Origin of the sequence: Bradyrhizobium sp. PSBB068 (genome assembly GCA_016839165.1) — a bacterium.
Taxonomy (GTDB): domain Bacteria; phylum Pseudomonadota; class Alphaproteobacteria; order Rhizobiales; family Xanthobacteraceae; genus Bradyrhizobium.
In genome coordinates, this window is sequence record CP069300.1 from 465,850 (window position 1) to 480,105 (window position 14,256).

Genomic DNA, 14,256 nt, shown 5'->3' on the forward strand with positions numbered 1-14,256 from the left:
CAATGCGGCGGCGAGGGGGGTGGGCAGCCGGCAACGCAATTGCGTCGTCAGAACACCACGACCAAGCCGTCGCTCGCGGCCGCATAGGGTAGCTCGTCGATGCGAGCGAGCACGTCGTCGCTCATATGGGTCAGCACCACTCGCCTTGCGTTGATGACCGGCAAATGCGCTTCCAGCGTTTTCAGGCTGAGATGGTTCTTGACCGTTCTGTCGTAGGTGTAGGCTTCGGCGATGAAGAGGTCTGCGTTCTGCGCGGCCGGGATCAGCGCGTCGGTCCACTCGGTGTCGGCGCTATAGCAGACGGTGCGGCCTTCCGCCTCGACGCGATAGGCGAGAAACGGCCCGCCGGATTCGCCATGCACCACAGGGTAGGGCGTCACGGTCACGTCGCCGAAGCTGCGCCGTTCCCTTGGCGCGAGCGTGACGACGGACAGGTCGAAGCGCTGCCTGGTTTTGGAGGAATGCTCGAACATCACCTCCATCACTTCGGGCAATTTCGTCTCGATGCCTTGCGGCCCCGCGATCACCAGCGGCCGGGTGCGGCGGGAGAACTGCGCATCGAGCAGGAAGAACGGCAATCCGGCAAAATGGTCGCCGTGGAAATGCGTGATCAGGATCAGGTCGATCGCGTCGCGGTCGATCTCGAGCCGCTTCAGCGCCGGCAGCGAGGAGGCGCCGCAATCGATCAGGAAATTGACGCGCTCGCTGCTGACGTGGAAGCAGGTGTTGAAGCGGCCGCCGGAGCCGAACGCATCGCCGCAGCCGACAAATCGCAATTGCATCGGCTGCGGGCCTTCCCTTGGATCACCGGCCGCGCGGCGCACCGAACAGCCGCGACAGCAGCCAGATCGGGATCACGATCACGGCGCCGAGCAGGAAGTAGCGCCAGGCCCAGTTGATCGCGTCGAAGCCGAAATCCCAGATGGTCTGGAACAGCCTGCGGACGCTGTAGAGGATGTTCCATGGGTCGAGGCCGATCGCGGCGAGCACGACGCCGACCAGGATCGAGAGCAGGATCAGCCGGAACGCCACCGAGAGCGGCGAGCCGCCGAGAAAGCGGTACAGGCCGTCGCTCTGGCCTCCGGCCGGCAAGTCCCTGACGTCGTTCGGCATCTGTATCTCCTGGCGGAATTGTCCGCGCATTATAGGTCACGGCGGAGCACATGGGAAATCCGTGAGCGGCGATCAATGGCTGCCATGCGGCTTGCGGGTTTAACTTCCTGTCATGGAGATTAACATCCGTTCAAGTGTCTCCAGCCGGTCGGCCTCGCGCGGCGGCTTGTCCCAGCGCAGCCGGCTGATCCGGGGAAAGCGCATCGCGACGCCGGATTTGTGACGCGACGAGCGCTGCAGGCCCTCGAACGCGACCTCCAGCACCAGCCCCTGATCCGGCTCATGCACGACATGCCGCACCGGGCCGAACTTCTCGGTGGTGTTGCGGCGGACGAAGCGGTCGATCTGCAAAAGCTCCTCGTCGGTGAAGCCGAAATAGGCCTTGCCGACCGGCACCAGCTCGTCGCCCGCATCGCCGCGGGTCCAGACCCCGAACGTGTAGTCGGAGTAGTATGACGAGCGTTTGCCGTGGCCCCGCTGGGCATACATCAGCACCGCGTCGATGATGTGCGGATCGCGCTTCCATTTCCACCATGGGCCCTTCGGCCGTCCCGGCAGATAGGGCGCGTCGCGCCGCTTCAGCATGACGCCCTCGACGGCGTCGGCATCGTCGCCGGCGCCGGCGCTTTTCGGATCGGCGCGCGCCGCGGCCAGTTCCTCCCAGCTCGCGAACGGAACCGTCGGCGACAGGTCGATGCGCGGATCGCCGAGCCTGGCGACGAAGGCTTCGAGATGCGCGCGCCGTTCAGTGAATGGGAGCTCGCGCAGATCGTTCTCGTCGTCGCCGAGCAGGTCGTAGGCGCGCAGATGGATCGGGAATTCCTTGATCAGCTTCGGCGAGACGACTTTGCGGTTCAGCCGCTGCTGCAAGACGTTGAAGGTCTGCACGCGGCCGTCGCGCAGCACCAGCAATTCGCCGTCGACCGCGCCGGGCAGATGCAGCGAGGGCACGAGGTCGGGGAAGCTGCCGGTGATGTCCTCGCCGGTGCGCGAATAGAGCCGCGCCTGGATGTGACCGCGCGCGTCGCGGCCGGCGACCGCCTGCACGCGGATGCCGTCCCACTTCCATTCCGCGCTGAACTCGGCGGCGTCGAGATTGGCGAAGTCGCTATCCTCGATCGGATGCGCCAGCATCACCGGGCGGAACGGGGTCGGATCGCGGTTGACCGGCTTGTCGCCGCGGCCTTCGAGCCATGCGAACAAGTCGAGATAGGGCGGTGACAGCCCGGGCCACATCAGCTCGATCTCGTGCGGGTCCTTGTCGCCGAGTGCCGCCGCAGCGGTCTTCGCCAGCCGAGCCGAGATCCCGATCCGCATCGCGCCGGTGACGAGCTTCAGCAGCGCCCAGCGCCCGGTCTCGTCGAGCTCGTCCAGCCAGCGCGCCAGTTGCGCCGGCAGCTCCGCCTTGCCGAGCGTGCGCAGCGTCGTGACGACGTCGGTCAGCGTCGGGGGAGGTGGGTTGTTGTGCGTGCGTGGAGTCTCGGCGACATCTCGCCCGCGGTACCCCTCTCCCTCACCCTCCCCCGCAAGGGGGGAGGGAACCCATCCAACAGTGCGTCCCTCACTCATGTCGGTCACAACGTTGCTGTGAGGTGAGCACGACGGTTGGGCTCCCTCCCCCCTTGCGGGGGAGGGTTGGGGAGAGGGGTAGCCCAGCAAAGACTCGTTGTGAGATGCGCCAGTCGCCTTCGGCCACATCAACGCGACGGTCTCGGAGAGATCGCCGACGTAATCATAGGAATAGCCGAACAGCACCGGATCGGTGCGTTCGGTGATCAGGTCACGGATCAAGCCCGGCTTGGCGTGCTTGAACGACAATGCACCGGTCAGCGCCGCCAGCGCGTAGCCGCGGTCCGGATCTTCGGTTTCGCGGAAATAGCCGACCAGCAGCCTGATCTTGTTGTTGCGGCCGGGCTCGTAGGCGAGCCGGTCGAGCAGTTCGGCAAAGCGGTTCACGATGTCGCCTCGCCGTCGGGCTTGGCCTCGCCTTCGCCGGTGACTGCCGCGGTCTCACCCTCGTCCTCGTCGCCATAGCCGACCAGATCGAGCGGCCGCGCGGCAAGGCCCTTGCTCTTGCACCAATGCACCAGCGCGTCTTCCTGGCCGTGGGTGACCCAGATTTCGCCGGCGCCGGTGGCCGCAATCGTCGCCGTCAGCCCGTCCCAGTCGGCGTGATCCGAGATCACCAGCGGCAGCTCGATGCCGCCTTGTCGCGCGCGTGCGCGCACCCGCATCCAGCCCGAGGCGAAGGCGGTGACCGGATCGGGGAAGCGACGCGTCCACACGTCCGATGTCGCGCTGGGTGGCGCCAGCGTGATGGTGCCGGCAAGCTCGGCCTTCTTCATGCCGCGCGCAGGCCGGAGCTCGCCGAGCGGAATGCCGCGCTCCTGATAATAATACGTGATCTTCTCCATCGCGCCATGCAGATAGATCGGCGCGTCGTAGCCGGCCTCGCGCAGCAGCGCGATCACCCGCTGCGCCTTGCCGAGCGAATAGGCGCCGACCAGATGCGCACGCTCCGGAAACAGTTTGACGGACGCGAGCAGCTTGTTCACCTCGCCGGCGGCATCGCCATGGCGGAACACAGGCAATCCAAACGTCGCCTCAGTGACGAAGACGTCGCAGGGCACGAGCTCGAACGGCGCGCAGGTCGGGTCCCGCGCGTCCTTGTAGTCGCCGGAGGCGACGATGCGCCTGTCCTTGCAGGTGACCGAGATCTGGGCGGAGCCCAGCACGTGGCCGGCGGGATGAAACGACACCGTGACGTCGCCGAGCCTGATCTCCTCGCCATAGGCGACCGCCTGCACGGAGCCGGCGAAATTCTCGCCATAGCGCAGCCGCATCATGTCGAGCGTTTCCTGGGTCGCAAGCACCGCGCCGTGGCCCGTCCGCGCGTGGTCGGAATGGCCATGGGTGATCAGCGCCCGTTCGACCGGCCTGACAGGATCGATGTGGAAGCCGCCGGGCTTGCAGCAAAGCCCGGCCGGGACGGGCATCAGGATGTCTTGCGAGCGCATTGGTCCTATATAGGCGGTCAAACCGCGATGTTTAGCCGTCATGCCCGGGCTTGACCCGCGCCTCCATCTCCGGAAAAAGTCCGTGCCTTGATGGATGGCCCGACCGGGGCTGTCGCAACATCGGTTCCTTGAAGAGAATGGCGCCCCGCCTGTTCCTGTCCTCCGGCGACCTCGTTGCCGACCGCCGCTACGAGTTTGCGCGCGACCTGCAATTGAAGGGCGACCTGCCGGCCGCTGCCGAGCTGCTCGAACAGGCGATCGAGCTGGTGCCGAAATTTCCGTCGGCCTGGTACACGCTGGGCAAGATCCGCCTCGAGCTCGGGCAACGCGAGGCCGCGATTGCGGCCTTCCGCGCCGCGCGCGACGCCGATCCCGAGGACCGCCACGGCGCCGGCCTGCATTTGATGCAGCTCGGCATCGAGCCGGTCAGTTCGATGCCGCCCGGCTATGTGCGGACGCTGTTCGATCAATATGCGCCGCGCTTCGAGGCGGCACTGGTCGGCGATCTCGGCTATCGCGGCCCGGCGCTGCTGTTCAAGGCGGTGCTGTCGGTGCGCGCTGCCGCGAAGAAGCCGGCGTTCTTCAAGCGCGCGATCGATCTTGGCTGCGGCACCGGGCTCGCGGCCGGCGCATTCGCGCGGCATGTCGATCGCTTCATCGGGATCGACCTGTCGCCCCGCATGATCGACAAGGCGCGCGCCACCGGCCTCTACGCCGAGCTCGAGGTCGACGACATGCTCAACGGCATTGCCGGCAAGCCGGATGCCAGCGCCGAATTGATTCTCGCCGCGGATGCGATGGTCTATATCGCCGATCTCGCGCCCGTGCTCGCCGAGGCGAGGCGCGTGCTGGTCGCGGGCGGCGTGTTCGCGTTTACGACCGAGACCCATGACGGAGAGGGTGTCATCCTCGGCGAGGGGCTGCGCTACGCCCACAGCGCAGCCCATGTGCGGGCAACCGTTGCGGCCGCCGGGCTGACACTGGCGCTGCTCGACGATCTCTCCGCGCGCAACGAGGACAACATCCCGGCACCTGGGCTTGTCGCAGTTGCCGTCAAGCCGTGACGTTCTTGACCTTCTCCCCTTGTGGGAGAAGGTGGCGCGGATGCAATCCGCGCCGGATGAGGGGTCTCTATCCGCGGAGACAGACCCCTCACCCGGCTTCGATGCTCTCGCATCGAAGCCACCCTCTCCCACAAGGGGAGAGGGTGCATGTTCATGCATCTCGCTCCCGAACTTGAGTCTACACGCTACGCATTTGCCGTGACGCGGCATTGCGTCGCGAAGCCGTGACTTCGTGCTTGCCCGGCGCTGGGCGGAATGCGAGAGCTTTGCGCCTCAGGGAGAGACACAATGAAAAAACATACGCGGCGCGAATTCGGCGCCACCGCATTGTCCGTGATCGCAGCGTCCGTGCTGCCGGCGCCGTTCGTCCGGGCCGCGGACAAGAAGTACGATCCGGGTGCAAGCGACACCGAGATCAAGCTCGGCCAGACCGTGCCGCATTCCGGCCCCGGCTCGCTCTATGGCGTGCTCGGCCGCGTCGGCGAAGCCTATTTCCAGATGCTGAACGACAAGGGCGGCATCAACGGCCGCAAAGTGAAGTTCCTCACCATGGACGACGCCTACAGCGCGCCGAAATGCGTCGAGGCGACGCGCCGCCTGGTCGAGCAGGAGGAGGTGCTGGCGCTCTATGGCTCGCTCGGCACCGCGCCGCAGACCTCCGTGCACAAATATCTCAATTCCAAGGGCGTGCCGCAGTTGCTGCTCAATACCGGCGCCTCGAAGTGGAACGACCCGAAGAACTTCAAATGGACCATGGCGGGCCTGCCGCTCTATCCGACCGAGGCGCGCATCCTCGCCAAGCATGTCGTCAGTGTGAAGCCGAACGCCAAGATCGGCATCCTCTACCAGAACGACGATTTCGGCCGTGACTTCCTCGGTCCGTTCAAGAAGGTGCTGACTGACGCCGGCGGCAAGGCCCAGGTGATCATGGAGCAGACCTACGATCTCACCGATCCGACGGTCGATTCCCAGCTGATCAATCTGTCGAAGTCGGGCGCCGACGTGTTCTACAACATCACCACAGGCAAGGCGACGTCGCAGTCGATCCGCAAGGTGGCCGAGCTCGGCTGGAAGCCGTTGCAGCTGTTGTCGGCGGGCTCGACCGGCCGCTCGATCCTGAGCGCCGCGGGGCTGGAGAACGCCAAGGACATCGTCGCCATCCGCTACAACAAGGAAGTCGGCGTGCCGCGTTACGAGAAGGATGCTGATGTGATGGCGTTCGAGGAGCTGCGCAAGAAGTACCTGCCGAACGTCGATCCTGACAACACCATCGCCTTCGCCGGCTACGGCCAGGCGGCGACGATGGGCGAAATCCTGCGCCGCTGCGGCGACGATCTGACCCGCGCCAACGTGCTGAAGCACGCCACCACGCTGGCCGGCTTCCACTCGCCCTATTTCCTCGATGGCATCAATTACAGCTACACGCCCGACGACTACACGCCGATGAAGACGCTCTACATCTCGATCTTCAACGGCAAGGACTGGGACCTCGCCGGCGAGCCGATGACGGAGTAGGGGGCGCAGACGCCCCCATCCCGTCATTGCGAGCGAAGCGAAGCAATCCATCGATCCATTCGGGGAAAGATGGATTGCTTCGTCGCTTTGCTCCTCGCAATGACGGTCGAGTTGGGGGTGGCGGAGGCGAACATCCCCCTTGCCATCTGCTGCCATTTCCGTCCCGCCCTCGACGAAGCCGCCTGAACCGCCTACCTCTTGGGCGTGTCGACGCTCGATCTCTTTTCCGTCCCGCCGTCGGAAACGGCCGATCTCTTGCCGCGCCAGTTTCGCGACTGGTTCGCCTCACGCGGCTGGTCGCCGCGCGAGCATCAGCTTGCGCTGCTGGCGAAAGCACGCGAGGAGCGTTCGGCGCTGCTGATCGCGCCCACGGGTGCCGGCAAGACGCTGGCGGGGTTCTTGCCGACGCTGGTGGAGCTGAGCGGTGAAGCGAGCGCAACGACTCTACACGCACAAACTCGATCGCCACCTCCCCCCTTGCGGGAGAGGGGTATGCCGCTTGTTCCGAACGATACGGCTTACCCCTCTCCCCAACCCTCCCCCGCAAGGAGGGAGGGAGCCCTACCAGCGAGCGCTGCGGAGCCAAGAAGAAGCCTCGTCTCCACCGGCCGCGGGGTTCGCCGCAGCGGCGGGCTGCACACGCTCTACATCTCGCCGCTGAAGGCGCTTGCGGTCGATATCGCGCGCAATCTGGAGACGCCGGTTGCCGAGATGGGCCTGCCGATCCGGATCGAGACCCGCACCGGCGATACGCCGGTGTCGCGACGGCAGCGGCAGCGGCGCTATCCGCCTGATATCCTGCTCACCACGCCGGAGCAGTTGGCGCTGCTGCTGGCGTCCGACGACGCGCCGTTCCTGTTCTCGTCGCTGAAGCGCATCGTGCTCGACGAGCTGCACGCGCTGGTCACCTCCAAGCGCGGCGATCTGCTGTCGCTCGGCCTGGCGCGGCTCTGGACCATCGCGCCACAGGCGCGTGCCATCGGCCTCTCGGCAACCGTAGCCGAGCCCGAGCAACTCGCGCGCTTCCTGGTGCCGCAGCCGGGCGGCGCGAGCGCATCCGCCGACGTCGTCACTGCCGGCGGTGCCGCGCCGCCGGTGGTCGAGATGCTCGACACGCGCGAGCGGCTGCCGTGGTCCGGCCACAGCGCGCGGCACGCGCTGCCCGAGGTCTATGAGCTGATCAAGCGCAACAAGACCACGCTGGTGTTCGTCAACACCCGCAGCCAGGCCGAGATGCTGTTCCAGGACCTCTGGCGGATGAACGACGATGGGCTCGCGATCGCGCTGCATCACGGCTCGCTCGACGTCGCGCAGCGCCGCAAGGTCGAAGACGCGATGGCTGCGGGAAAACTGCGCGGCGTGGTCTGTACCTCCTCGCTGGATCTCGGCGTCGACTGGGGCGATGTCGACCTCGTCATCAATATCGGCGCGCCCAAGGGATCGTCGCGGCTGATGCAGCGGATCGGTCGCGCCAACCACCGCTTCGACGAGGCTTCGCGCGCCGTGCTGGTGCCGGCCAACCGGTTCGAGGTGCTGGAATGTCGTGTCGCGATCGATGCCATCGCCGAGAATGCGCAGGACACGCCGCCGTTGCGCCTAGGTGCGCTCGACGTGCTGGCCCAGCACGTGCTCGGCTGCGCCTGCGGCAAGCCGTTCCTGTCCGACGAACTCTACGATGAGGTCAGGACCGCGGCACCCTACGCATCGCTGTCGCGGACCGATTTTGACGACGTCGTCGATTTCGTCGCGACCGGAGGCTACGCGCTGAAGACCTATGAGCGTTTCGCGCGGATCAAGCAGGACAAGCAGGGCCGCTGGCGCGTCACCAATCCCAAGGTACGGCAGAGCTACCGCCTTAACGTCGGCACCATCGTCGAGGAGACGATGCTGAAGGTGCGGCTAGTGCGCTCGCGCGCCGGCGGAACCGGGTCGACCGGCGCGATCGCGCGCGGCGGCCGGATGCTCGGTGAGATCGAGGAGGTCTTCATCGAGGGCCTGGTGCCCGGCGACACTTTTGTCTTTGGCGGTGAGGTGGTGCGCTACGAGGCCTTGGTCGAGGATCAGGTCTACGTCTCTCGCGCCAATGACAAGGACGCAAAAGTGCCGTCCTATATGGGCGGCAAGTTCCCGCTCTCGACCTATCTCGCCGAACGCGTGCGCAAGCTGCTCGACAACAGCCGGGCGTGGAACGGATTGCCGGACCAGGTGCATGACTGGCTGTCGCTGCAGCGGAAATTCTCCCGCGTGCCCGCGGTGCGCGAGCTGCTGGTGGAAACCTTTCCGCGCGGCGGCAGTCATTATCTCGTCTGCTATCCGTTCGAGGGGCGGCTCGCGCACCAGACGCTCGGCATGCTGCTGACGCGCAGGCTGGAGCGCGCCCGCGCCCGTCCACTCGGCTTCGTCGCCAACGAATACGCGCTCGCGGTCTGGGGTGTCGGTGATCTCTCCTTCATGATCCGGCATGGCAAGCTCGACCTCAACGCGCTGTTCGATCCCGACATGCTCGGCGACGACCTCGAGGCGTGGCTTGCGGAATCCGCCTTGATGAAGCGCACCTTCCGCAACTGCGCGATCATCTCCGGCCTGATCGCGCGCCGCTTCACCGACGAGGAGAAGTCGCGCCGCCAGGTGCTATTCTCGACCGATTTGATCTACGACGTGCTGCGCAAGCACCAGGCCGACCACGTGCTGCTGCGTGCCGCGCGTGGCGATGCCGCCACGGGATTGCTCGACCTTCGCCGTCTTGGCGACATGCTGTCGCGCATCCAGGGCCGAATCACCCACAAGGATCTCGACCACGTTTCCCCGCTTGCCGTCCCCGCGCTGCTGGAAATCGGCCGCGAGTCAGTTTATGGCGAAGCATCCGACGAGCTTCTGGCCGAGGCGGCCGAGGAACTCGTGCGGGAGGCGACAACCTAACGCTGATGCTGTGAGGAACAGGACGTGACGGCAAGCGCGCCAGCTTTGCGAGACGGTGACGACATGCGCGCTTCGAGGGTCATGGTGGCGGATGTCGGCTTTGTGGCGGATTTTTCCGGCGCGCTGTTCTGGGAAGAACAGCGCCTGCTCGTGGTGTCAGACCTGCATTTGGAAAAAGGCTCGAGCTTCGCTGCCCGCGGCGTTTTGCTGCCGCCCTACGACACGGTGGCGACGCTGAGCCGGCTTGCCGCCGTGATCGCGCGGCACGATCCACGGCAGGTGATCGCGCTCGGTGACAGTTTTCACGATCGCGAGGCGCATGAACGTCTCTCCGGGGCCGACCGCGAGGCGCTCGCGGCATTGCAAATGCGGCGCAACTGGATCTGGATCGCCGGCAATCACGATCCGGCGCTGCCGTCCAATCTCGGCGGCGTGGTCGCGACCGAAGTCGCAATCGGCCCGATCGTGTTCCGCCACGAGCCGACCGGCGCGAGCGGCGAGATCGCCGGGCACCTGCATCCCAAGGCGCGGGTGCCGACCCGCGGTCGCTCGATCGAGCGGCGCTGTTTTGCCAGCGACGGCGAGCGCGCGGTGATGCCGGCGTTCGGCGCCTACACCGGGGGCCTCAGCATCCGCGACGCGGCGTTCGCACGGATTTTCGGATCGCCCGGCTTCATGGCCCATGTGCTGGGCGACAATCGCGTCCACGCATTCGCAGCGTCGCGGTGCTCCTAGATTCGCATCGTCATTCCGGGGCTCGCGAAGCGAGAGCCCGGAATCCATTGAGCCGCATCATTCGTGAATGAATGGATTCCGGGCTCGTGCTTCGCACGCCCCGGAATGACGGATAAATACCCTAAGCCGCCTTTGCCTGCACACTCTCGCAATACTCGGCGAGCCGGTCGGCCAGCCGCAACGTCGCGGGGCGGGCCTCGGGGGCGGCGACGAGGGCGACTTCGGTGCGCTCGATCGGCGCAAAACCGTCCTTGGCGGTCAGCACGCGGTGCTCGGCCTGGATCGACATTTCCGAGAGAATGCTCAAGCCCAGCCCCGCAGCGACCGCGGCCTGGATGCCGGCCAGGCTGGAGGAGGTGTAGGCCATGTGCCAGTTGCGGCCGGCGCGCTCTAGCGCATGGATGGCGTGGGCGCGGTACAGGCAGCCCGAGCCGAAGCCGATCAGCGGCACCGAGCCGGCCGTGGTGTCGCGCGGATGGCTCTTGCTGGTGACCCAATGCACGCGTTCCGGCCACACCGCGATGCCGGCTTTCTCGCTGGCAGCGCGCTTGATCAGCGCCAGATCGAGATCGCCGCGCTCGAGATCGCGGTAGAGATACAGGCTCTGGCCGGAGCGCACGTCGAGCCGCAAATTCGGATGGCTGCGCGCGAACGTCGCAAGCAGTCTCGTCAAGCGGTAGGCGGCAAAGTCCTCGGTGATGCCGATCCGGATCGCGCCCTCGCTGCCGGGGCGCGAGAGCACGTCGCGGGCCTCCTCCGCGAGCGACAGCAGTCGCCGCGCATAGGTCAACAGCCGTTCGCCGGCCTCGGTCGGGGTGACGTCCTTGCCGCTGCGGATCAACAGCGGCTGGCCGACGTCCTCCTCCAGGCGCTTGATCTGCTGGCTCACCGTCGATTGCGTGCGGTGGACGCGCTCACCGGCGCGGGTGAAGCCGCCGGCATCGACCACCGAGACGAAACTGCGCAACAGCTCCAGGTCGAGCATCGCAGGCTCCATTCATAAATCCACTGGAAGCCAGTCTATCATTTAATTTCCAAATATCAACGCGACGGCCTAGATCATGGGCGATGGAGAAATTCCAGGAGAAATCCATGTCCGCCGCATCTTCGATCGCCGTCCCTCGCGTCCGCTTCAACACCCTGCCGCTGCTGATCGCGCTGTTCTGCCTGCTCTGGAGCTTCGCCTTCGTCGCCGGCAAGGTCGGCGTCACCGATTGCCCGCCGCTGATCCTGCTCGCCGCGCGATTTTCGCTGGCCGGCATCCTGATCTTGGCGGTCTCGCTGCTGCGCCGGGACGCATGGGATCTGACGTGGCGCGATGCCGTCGTGTTCGCCGTGCTCGGCGTCGCCAACAACGCGCTCTATCTCGGTCTCGGCTACACTGGTCTGAAGACGGTCTCTGCCGGTCTCGGCACGCTGATCGTGTCGGCCAATCCGGTGTTCACCGCGGTGCTGGCGGCGCTGTTACTCGGCGAGGCGCTGACCTGGCGCAAGGTCGCCGGCCTGCTGCTCGGAATCGCCGGCGTCGCCTTCATCGTCTGGCATCGCATGTCGATCGGATCAGACAGTCCGCACGGCGTCCTGTTCACGCTGGCTTCGCTCGCCTCGATCGTCGCGGGCACTATCCTGTTCAAGCTGCTCGCGCCCAAGGGCAATTTGTGGATCGGCAACGGCATCCAGAACATTGCCGGGGGCCTTGCGGTGATGCCGTTCGCCTTCGCGTTTTCCAGCGTAGGTGACATCGTGCCGAGCGCCCGGCTCGCCGGCGCCTTCGCCTTCCTGGTGCTCGGCGGCTCGATCCTCGGCTACGTGATCTGGTTTCATCTGCTGAAGGTGTGCGGCGCCACCGCTGCCAGCGCCTATCACTTCCTGATGCCGCCGCTCGGCATGCTGTTCGCCTACCTCGTGCTCGGCGAGCATGTCGAATTCCGCGATCTGCTCGGCATCGTTCCGGTCGCGCTCGGCATCTATCTGGTGACCCGCCCCGCCGCGGCTGTCCCCAGCGCCTCCTTCAAGTCGGGGTCGCCACGGCCATAGAGGCTTGGGTTTCGCCGCAGGAACCAGGCGGTATCCGGCTCGTTGTCAGACGCTGGAACTGGGACATGACGCGGCAAGGGACGATCTCGCACCACGACCAAGATGACGATGCGCCGGCGGAAAAGCCTCGGCGCCAGCCGTCCAGCTTCAGCCGCATCTTCAAGGCGCTCGGCCCCGGCCTGATCACCGGGGCCTCCGATGACGACCCGTCCGGTATCGGCACCTACAGCCAGGCCGGCGCGCAGCTCGGCTATGGCATCGGCTGGACCATGCTGCTGACCTTCCCGCTGATGAGCGCGATCCAGGAGATTTCGGCGCGGCTCGGCCGTGTCAGCGGGCACGGAATTGCGGGCAATGTCTGCAGGCACTATCCCGGCTGGCTCCTCGCTATGGTGGTGACGCTGCTGTTCATCGCCAACACCGTCAACATCGCCGCCGACCTGTCGGCGATGGCGGACGCAACCAGGTTACTGATCGGCGGTCCGGCCATCCTCTATGTCGTGCTGTTCGGCGTGACGTCGGTGGTCGCTCAGATATTCATGAATTACCACCGCTACGTCGGCGTCCTGAAATGGCTGACGCTCAGTCTGTTCGCCTATGTCGCGGCGCTCGCCTTTGCCCAGGTGTCGTGGACACAGGTGCTGGCCGGCGTGGTGCTGCCGCGCGTCACCTGGAGCGCGGACTATTTCACGACCATCGTCGCGATCCTCGGCACCACGATCTCGCCCTATCTGTTTTTCTGGCAGGCTTCGCAGGAGGCCGAGGAGCAGCGGGTCGATCCCGACAAGCATCCGCTGATCAAGCGGCACTACGGCGCGCAGCGCGAATTCTCGCGCATCCGCGCCGACACCATCACTGGCATGGCATTTTCCAACCTGATCGCGCTGTCGATCATCGTCACTGCCGCGGCCACGCTGCATGTGGCCGGCAAGACCGACATCCAGACCTCGGCGCAGGCCGCCGAGGCGTTACGCCCGATCGCCGGACCCTTTGCCGAGGTGATCTTCGCGCTCGGCATCGTTGGCACTGGCCTGCTGGCGATCCCGGTGCTTGCGGGAGCGACGGCCTATGCGGTCAGCGAGGGACGTCGATGGCCGGTCGGGCTGGCACGCAAGCCGAAGGAGGCGATCGCGTTCTATTCGGTGCTGGCGCTGTCGGGCGGCATCGGCATCGCGCTCAACTTCACACCGATCGATCCGATCTCGGCGCTGTACTGGAGCGCAGTCGTCAACGGCGTGCTCGCCGTGCCCGTGATGGTGCTACTGATGGTCATGGCACGCCGCAGGGAAGTGATGGGAGGCTTCGTGATCGGCGGGTGGCTGTACTGGCTCGGCTGGCTCTCCACGGCTGCGATGGCGCTCAGCGTGATCGCGATGGGGATCGGGTTTCTCCTCTAGTCCCTGCGAAACAGCGAGCTGTCGATCCTGGTCGTCGATTTGACCTTCCGCAGGATGATGGTGGTGCGATAGCTCGCGATATCGGTGTCCGGATGCATCAGGCGGTCGAGGATGAACGACTGATAGCTTGCGAGGTCGGAGGACACGACCCGCAGCGAATAATCCCAGTCGCCGGCGATCATGCAGCACTCGACGACCTCCGGAAGGCCGATCACCTTCTTCTCGAAACGTTCGAAGGATTCCCTGGTTTGCTGCTTGGGGCGGATGTCGACGACATCGGCCGAAATCGAGGAGCGCTGCCACGAACGCGGCTTCACGCATGTGTCCGATCCGATGCCGGCCGCGGTCGGGCTCAAGGTCATCGAGATCATCCTGCGCGACAGGCTGGTCGAGCGTGCCAGGATTGCGGGCGTGCATCCTCGGCGACGCATTCGAGAGCACGTTGCAGAGACCGTAGGA

The 14,256-nt window shown here is 65.9% G+C and carries 12 protein-coding genes; 6 read left to right on the forward strand and 6 right to left on the reverse strand.

Features of this window, described 5'->3' with window-relative positions:
* Positions 1-47: 47 nt before the first annotated feature.
* The 4 genes from JQ507_02160 to JQ507_02175 form a co-directional block, all read right to left on the reverse strand.
* Positions 48-782, reverse strand: coding sequence for an MBL fold metallo-hydrolase (locus tag JQ507_02160; protein ID QRI70370.1), 735 nt, complete (start codon positions 780-782; stop codon positions 48-50).
* Between the two features lie 22 nt (positions 783-804).
* Positions 805-1,113: a hypothetical protein gene (locus JQ507_02165; GenBank protein ID QRI70371.1), complete on the reverse strand. Its 309-nt coding sequence runs from the start codon at positions 1,111-1,113 to the stop codon at positions 805-807.
* Positions 1,114-1,212: 99 nt separating this feature from the next.
* Positions 1,213-3,069, reverse strand: a complete 1,857-nt coding sequence (locus tag JQ507_02170) for a cisplatin damage response ATP-dependent DNA ligase (GenBank protein ID QRI70372.1) — start codon at positions 3,067-3,069, stop codon at positions 1,213-1,215.
* On the reverse strand, positions 3,066-4,130 hold the full coding sequence (locus tag JQ507_02175; GenBank protein QRI70373.1) for a ligase-associated DNA damage response exonuclease: 1,065 nt from the start codon (positions 4,128-4,130) through the stop codon (positions 3,066-3,068). The genes JQ507_02170 and JQ507_02175 overlap by 4 nt, the downstream gene beginning before the upstream one ends.
* 137 nt (positions 4,131-4,267) lie before the next feature.
* Between JQ507_02175 and JQ507_02180 the strand changes: the two genes are divergently transcribed.
* The 4 genes from JQ507_02180 (at position 4,268) to pdeM (ending at position 10,363) form a co-directional block, all read left to right on the forward strand.
* Positions 4,268-5,194 carry a methyltransferase domain-containing protein gene (locus tag JQ507_02180; protein QRI70374.1) on the forward strand — a complete coding sequence of 309 codons (927 nt, stop codon included), beginning with the start codon at positions 4,268-4,270 and terminating at the stop codon, positions 5,192-5,194.
* A 288-nt stretch (positions 5,195-5,482) separates the two neighbouring features.
* The gene (locus JQ507_02185) at positions 5,483-6,709 is read left to right on the forward strand and encodes an ABC transporter substrate-binding protein (GenBank protein QRI70375.1); all 1,227 of its coding nucleotides are present in this window, start codon (positions 5,483-5,485) and stop codon (positions 6,707-6,709) included.
* A gap of 255 nt (positions 6,710-6,964) precedes the next feature.
* Complete coding sequence (locus JQ507_02190; GenBank protein QRI73142.1) at positions 6,965-9,628, forward strand: ligase-associated DNA damage response DEXH box helicase; 2,664 nt, start codon at positions 6,965-6,967, stop codon at positions 9,626-9,628.
* Positions 9,629-9,691: 63 nt separating this feature from the next.
* The gene (gene pdeM, locus JQ507_02195) at positions 9,692-10,363 is read left to right on the forward strand and encodes a ligase-associated DNA damage response endonuclease PdeM (GenBank protein ID QRI70376.1); all 672 of its coding nucleotides are present in this window, start codon (positions 9,692-9,694) and stop codon (positions 10,361-10,363) included.
* Positions 10,364-10,484: 121 nt separating this feature from the next.
* On the opposite strand, the gene JQ507_02200 is transcribed toward pdeM, so the two are convergent.
* On the reverse strand, positions 10,485-11,348 hold the full coding sequence (locus JQ507_02200) for a LysR family transcriptional regulator (GenBank protein ID QRI73143.1): 864 nt from the start codon (positions 11,346-11,348) through the stop codon (positions 10,485-10,487).
* Positions 11,349-11,455: 107 nt separating this feature from the next.
* On the opposite strand from JQ507_02200, the gene JQ507_02205 reads away from it, so the two are divergent.
* Together JQ507_02205 and JQ507_02210 are read left to right on the forward strand one after the other, a co-directional pair.
* Entirely contained in the window at positions 11,456-12,400 is a 945-nt protein-coding gene (locus tag JQ507_02205; protein QRI70377.1) for a DMT family transporter, read from the forward strand.
* A 65-nt stretch (positions 12,401-12,465) separates the two neighbouring features.
* Entirely contained in the window at positions 12,466-13,797 is a 1,332-nt protein-coding gene (locus tag JQ507_02210; protein QRI70378.1) for a divalent metal cation transporter, read from the forward strand.
* Here JQ507_02210 and JQ507_02215 read toward each other — a convergent pair.
* A complete protein-coding gene (locus JQ507_02215; GenBank protein ID QRI70379.1) occupies positions 13,794-14,228 on the reverse strand; it encodes an Lrp/AsnC ligand binding domain-containing protein in 435 nt (144 codons plus the stop codon). The two genes, JQ507_02210 and JQ507_02215, sit on opposite strands and share 4 nt — an antisense overlap.
* Positions 14,229-14,256: the final 28 nt, after the last annotated feature.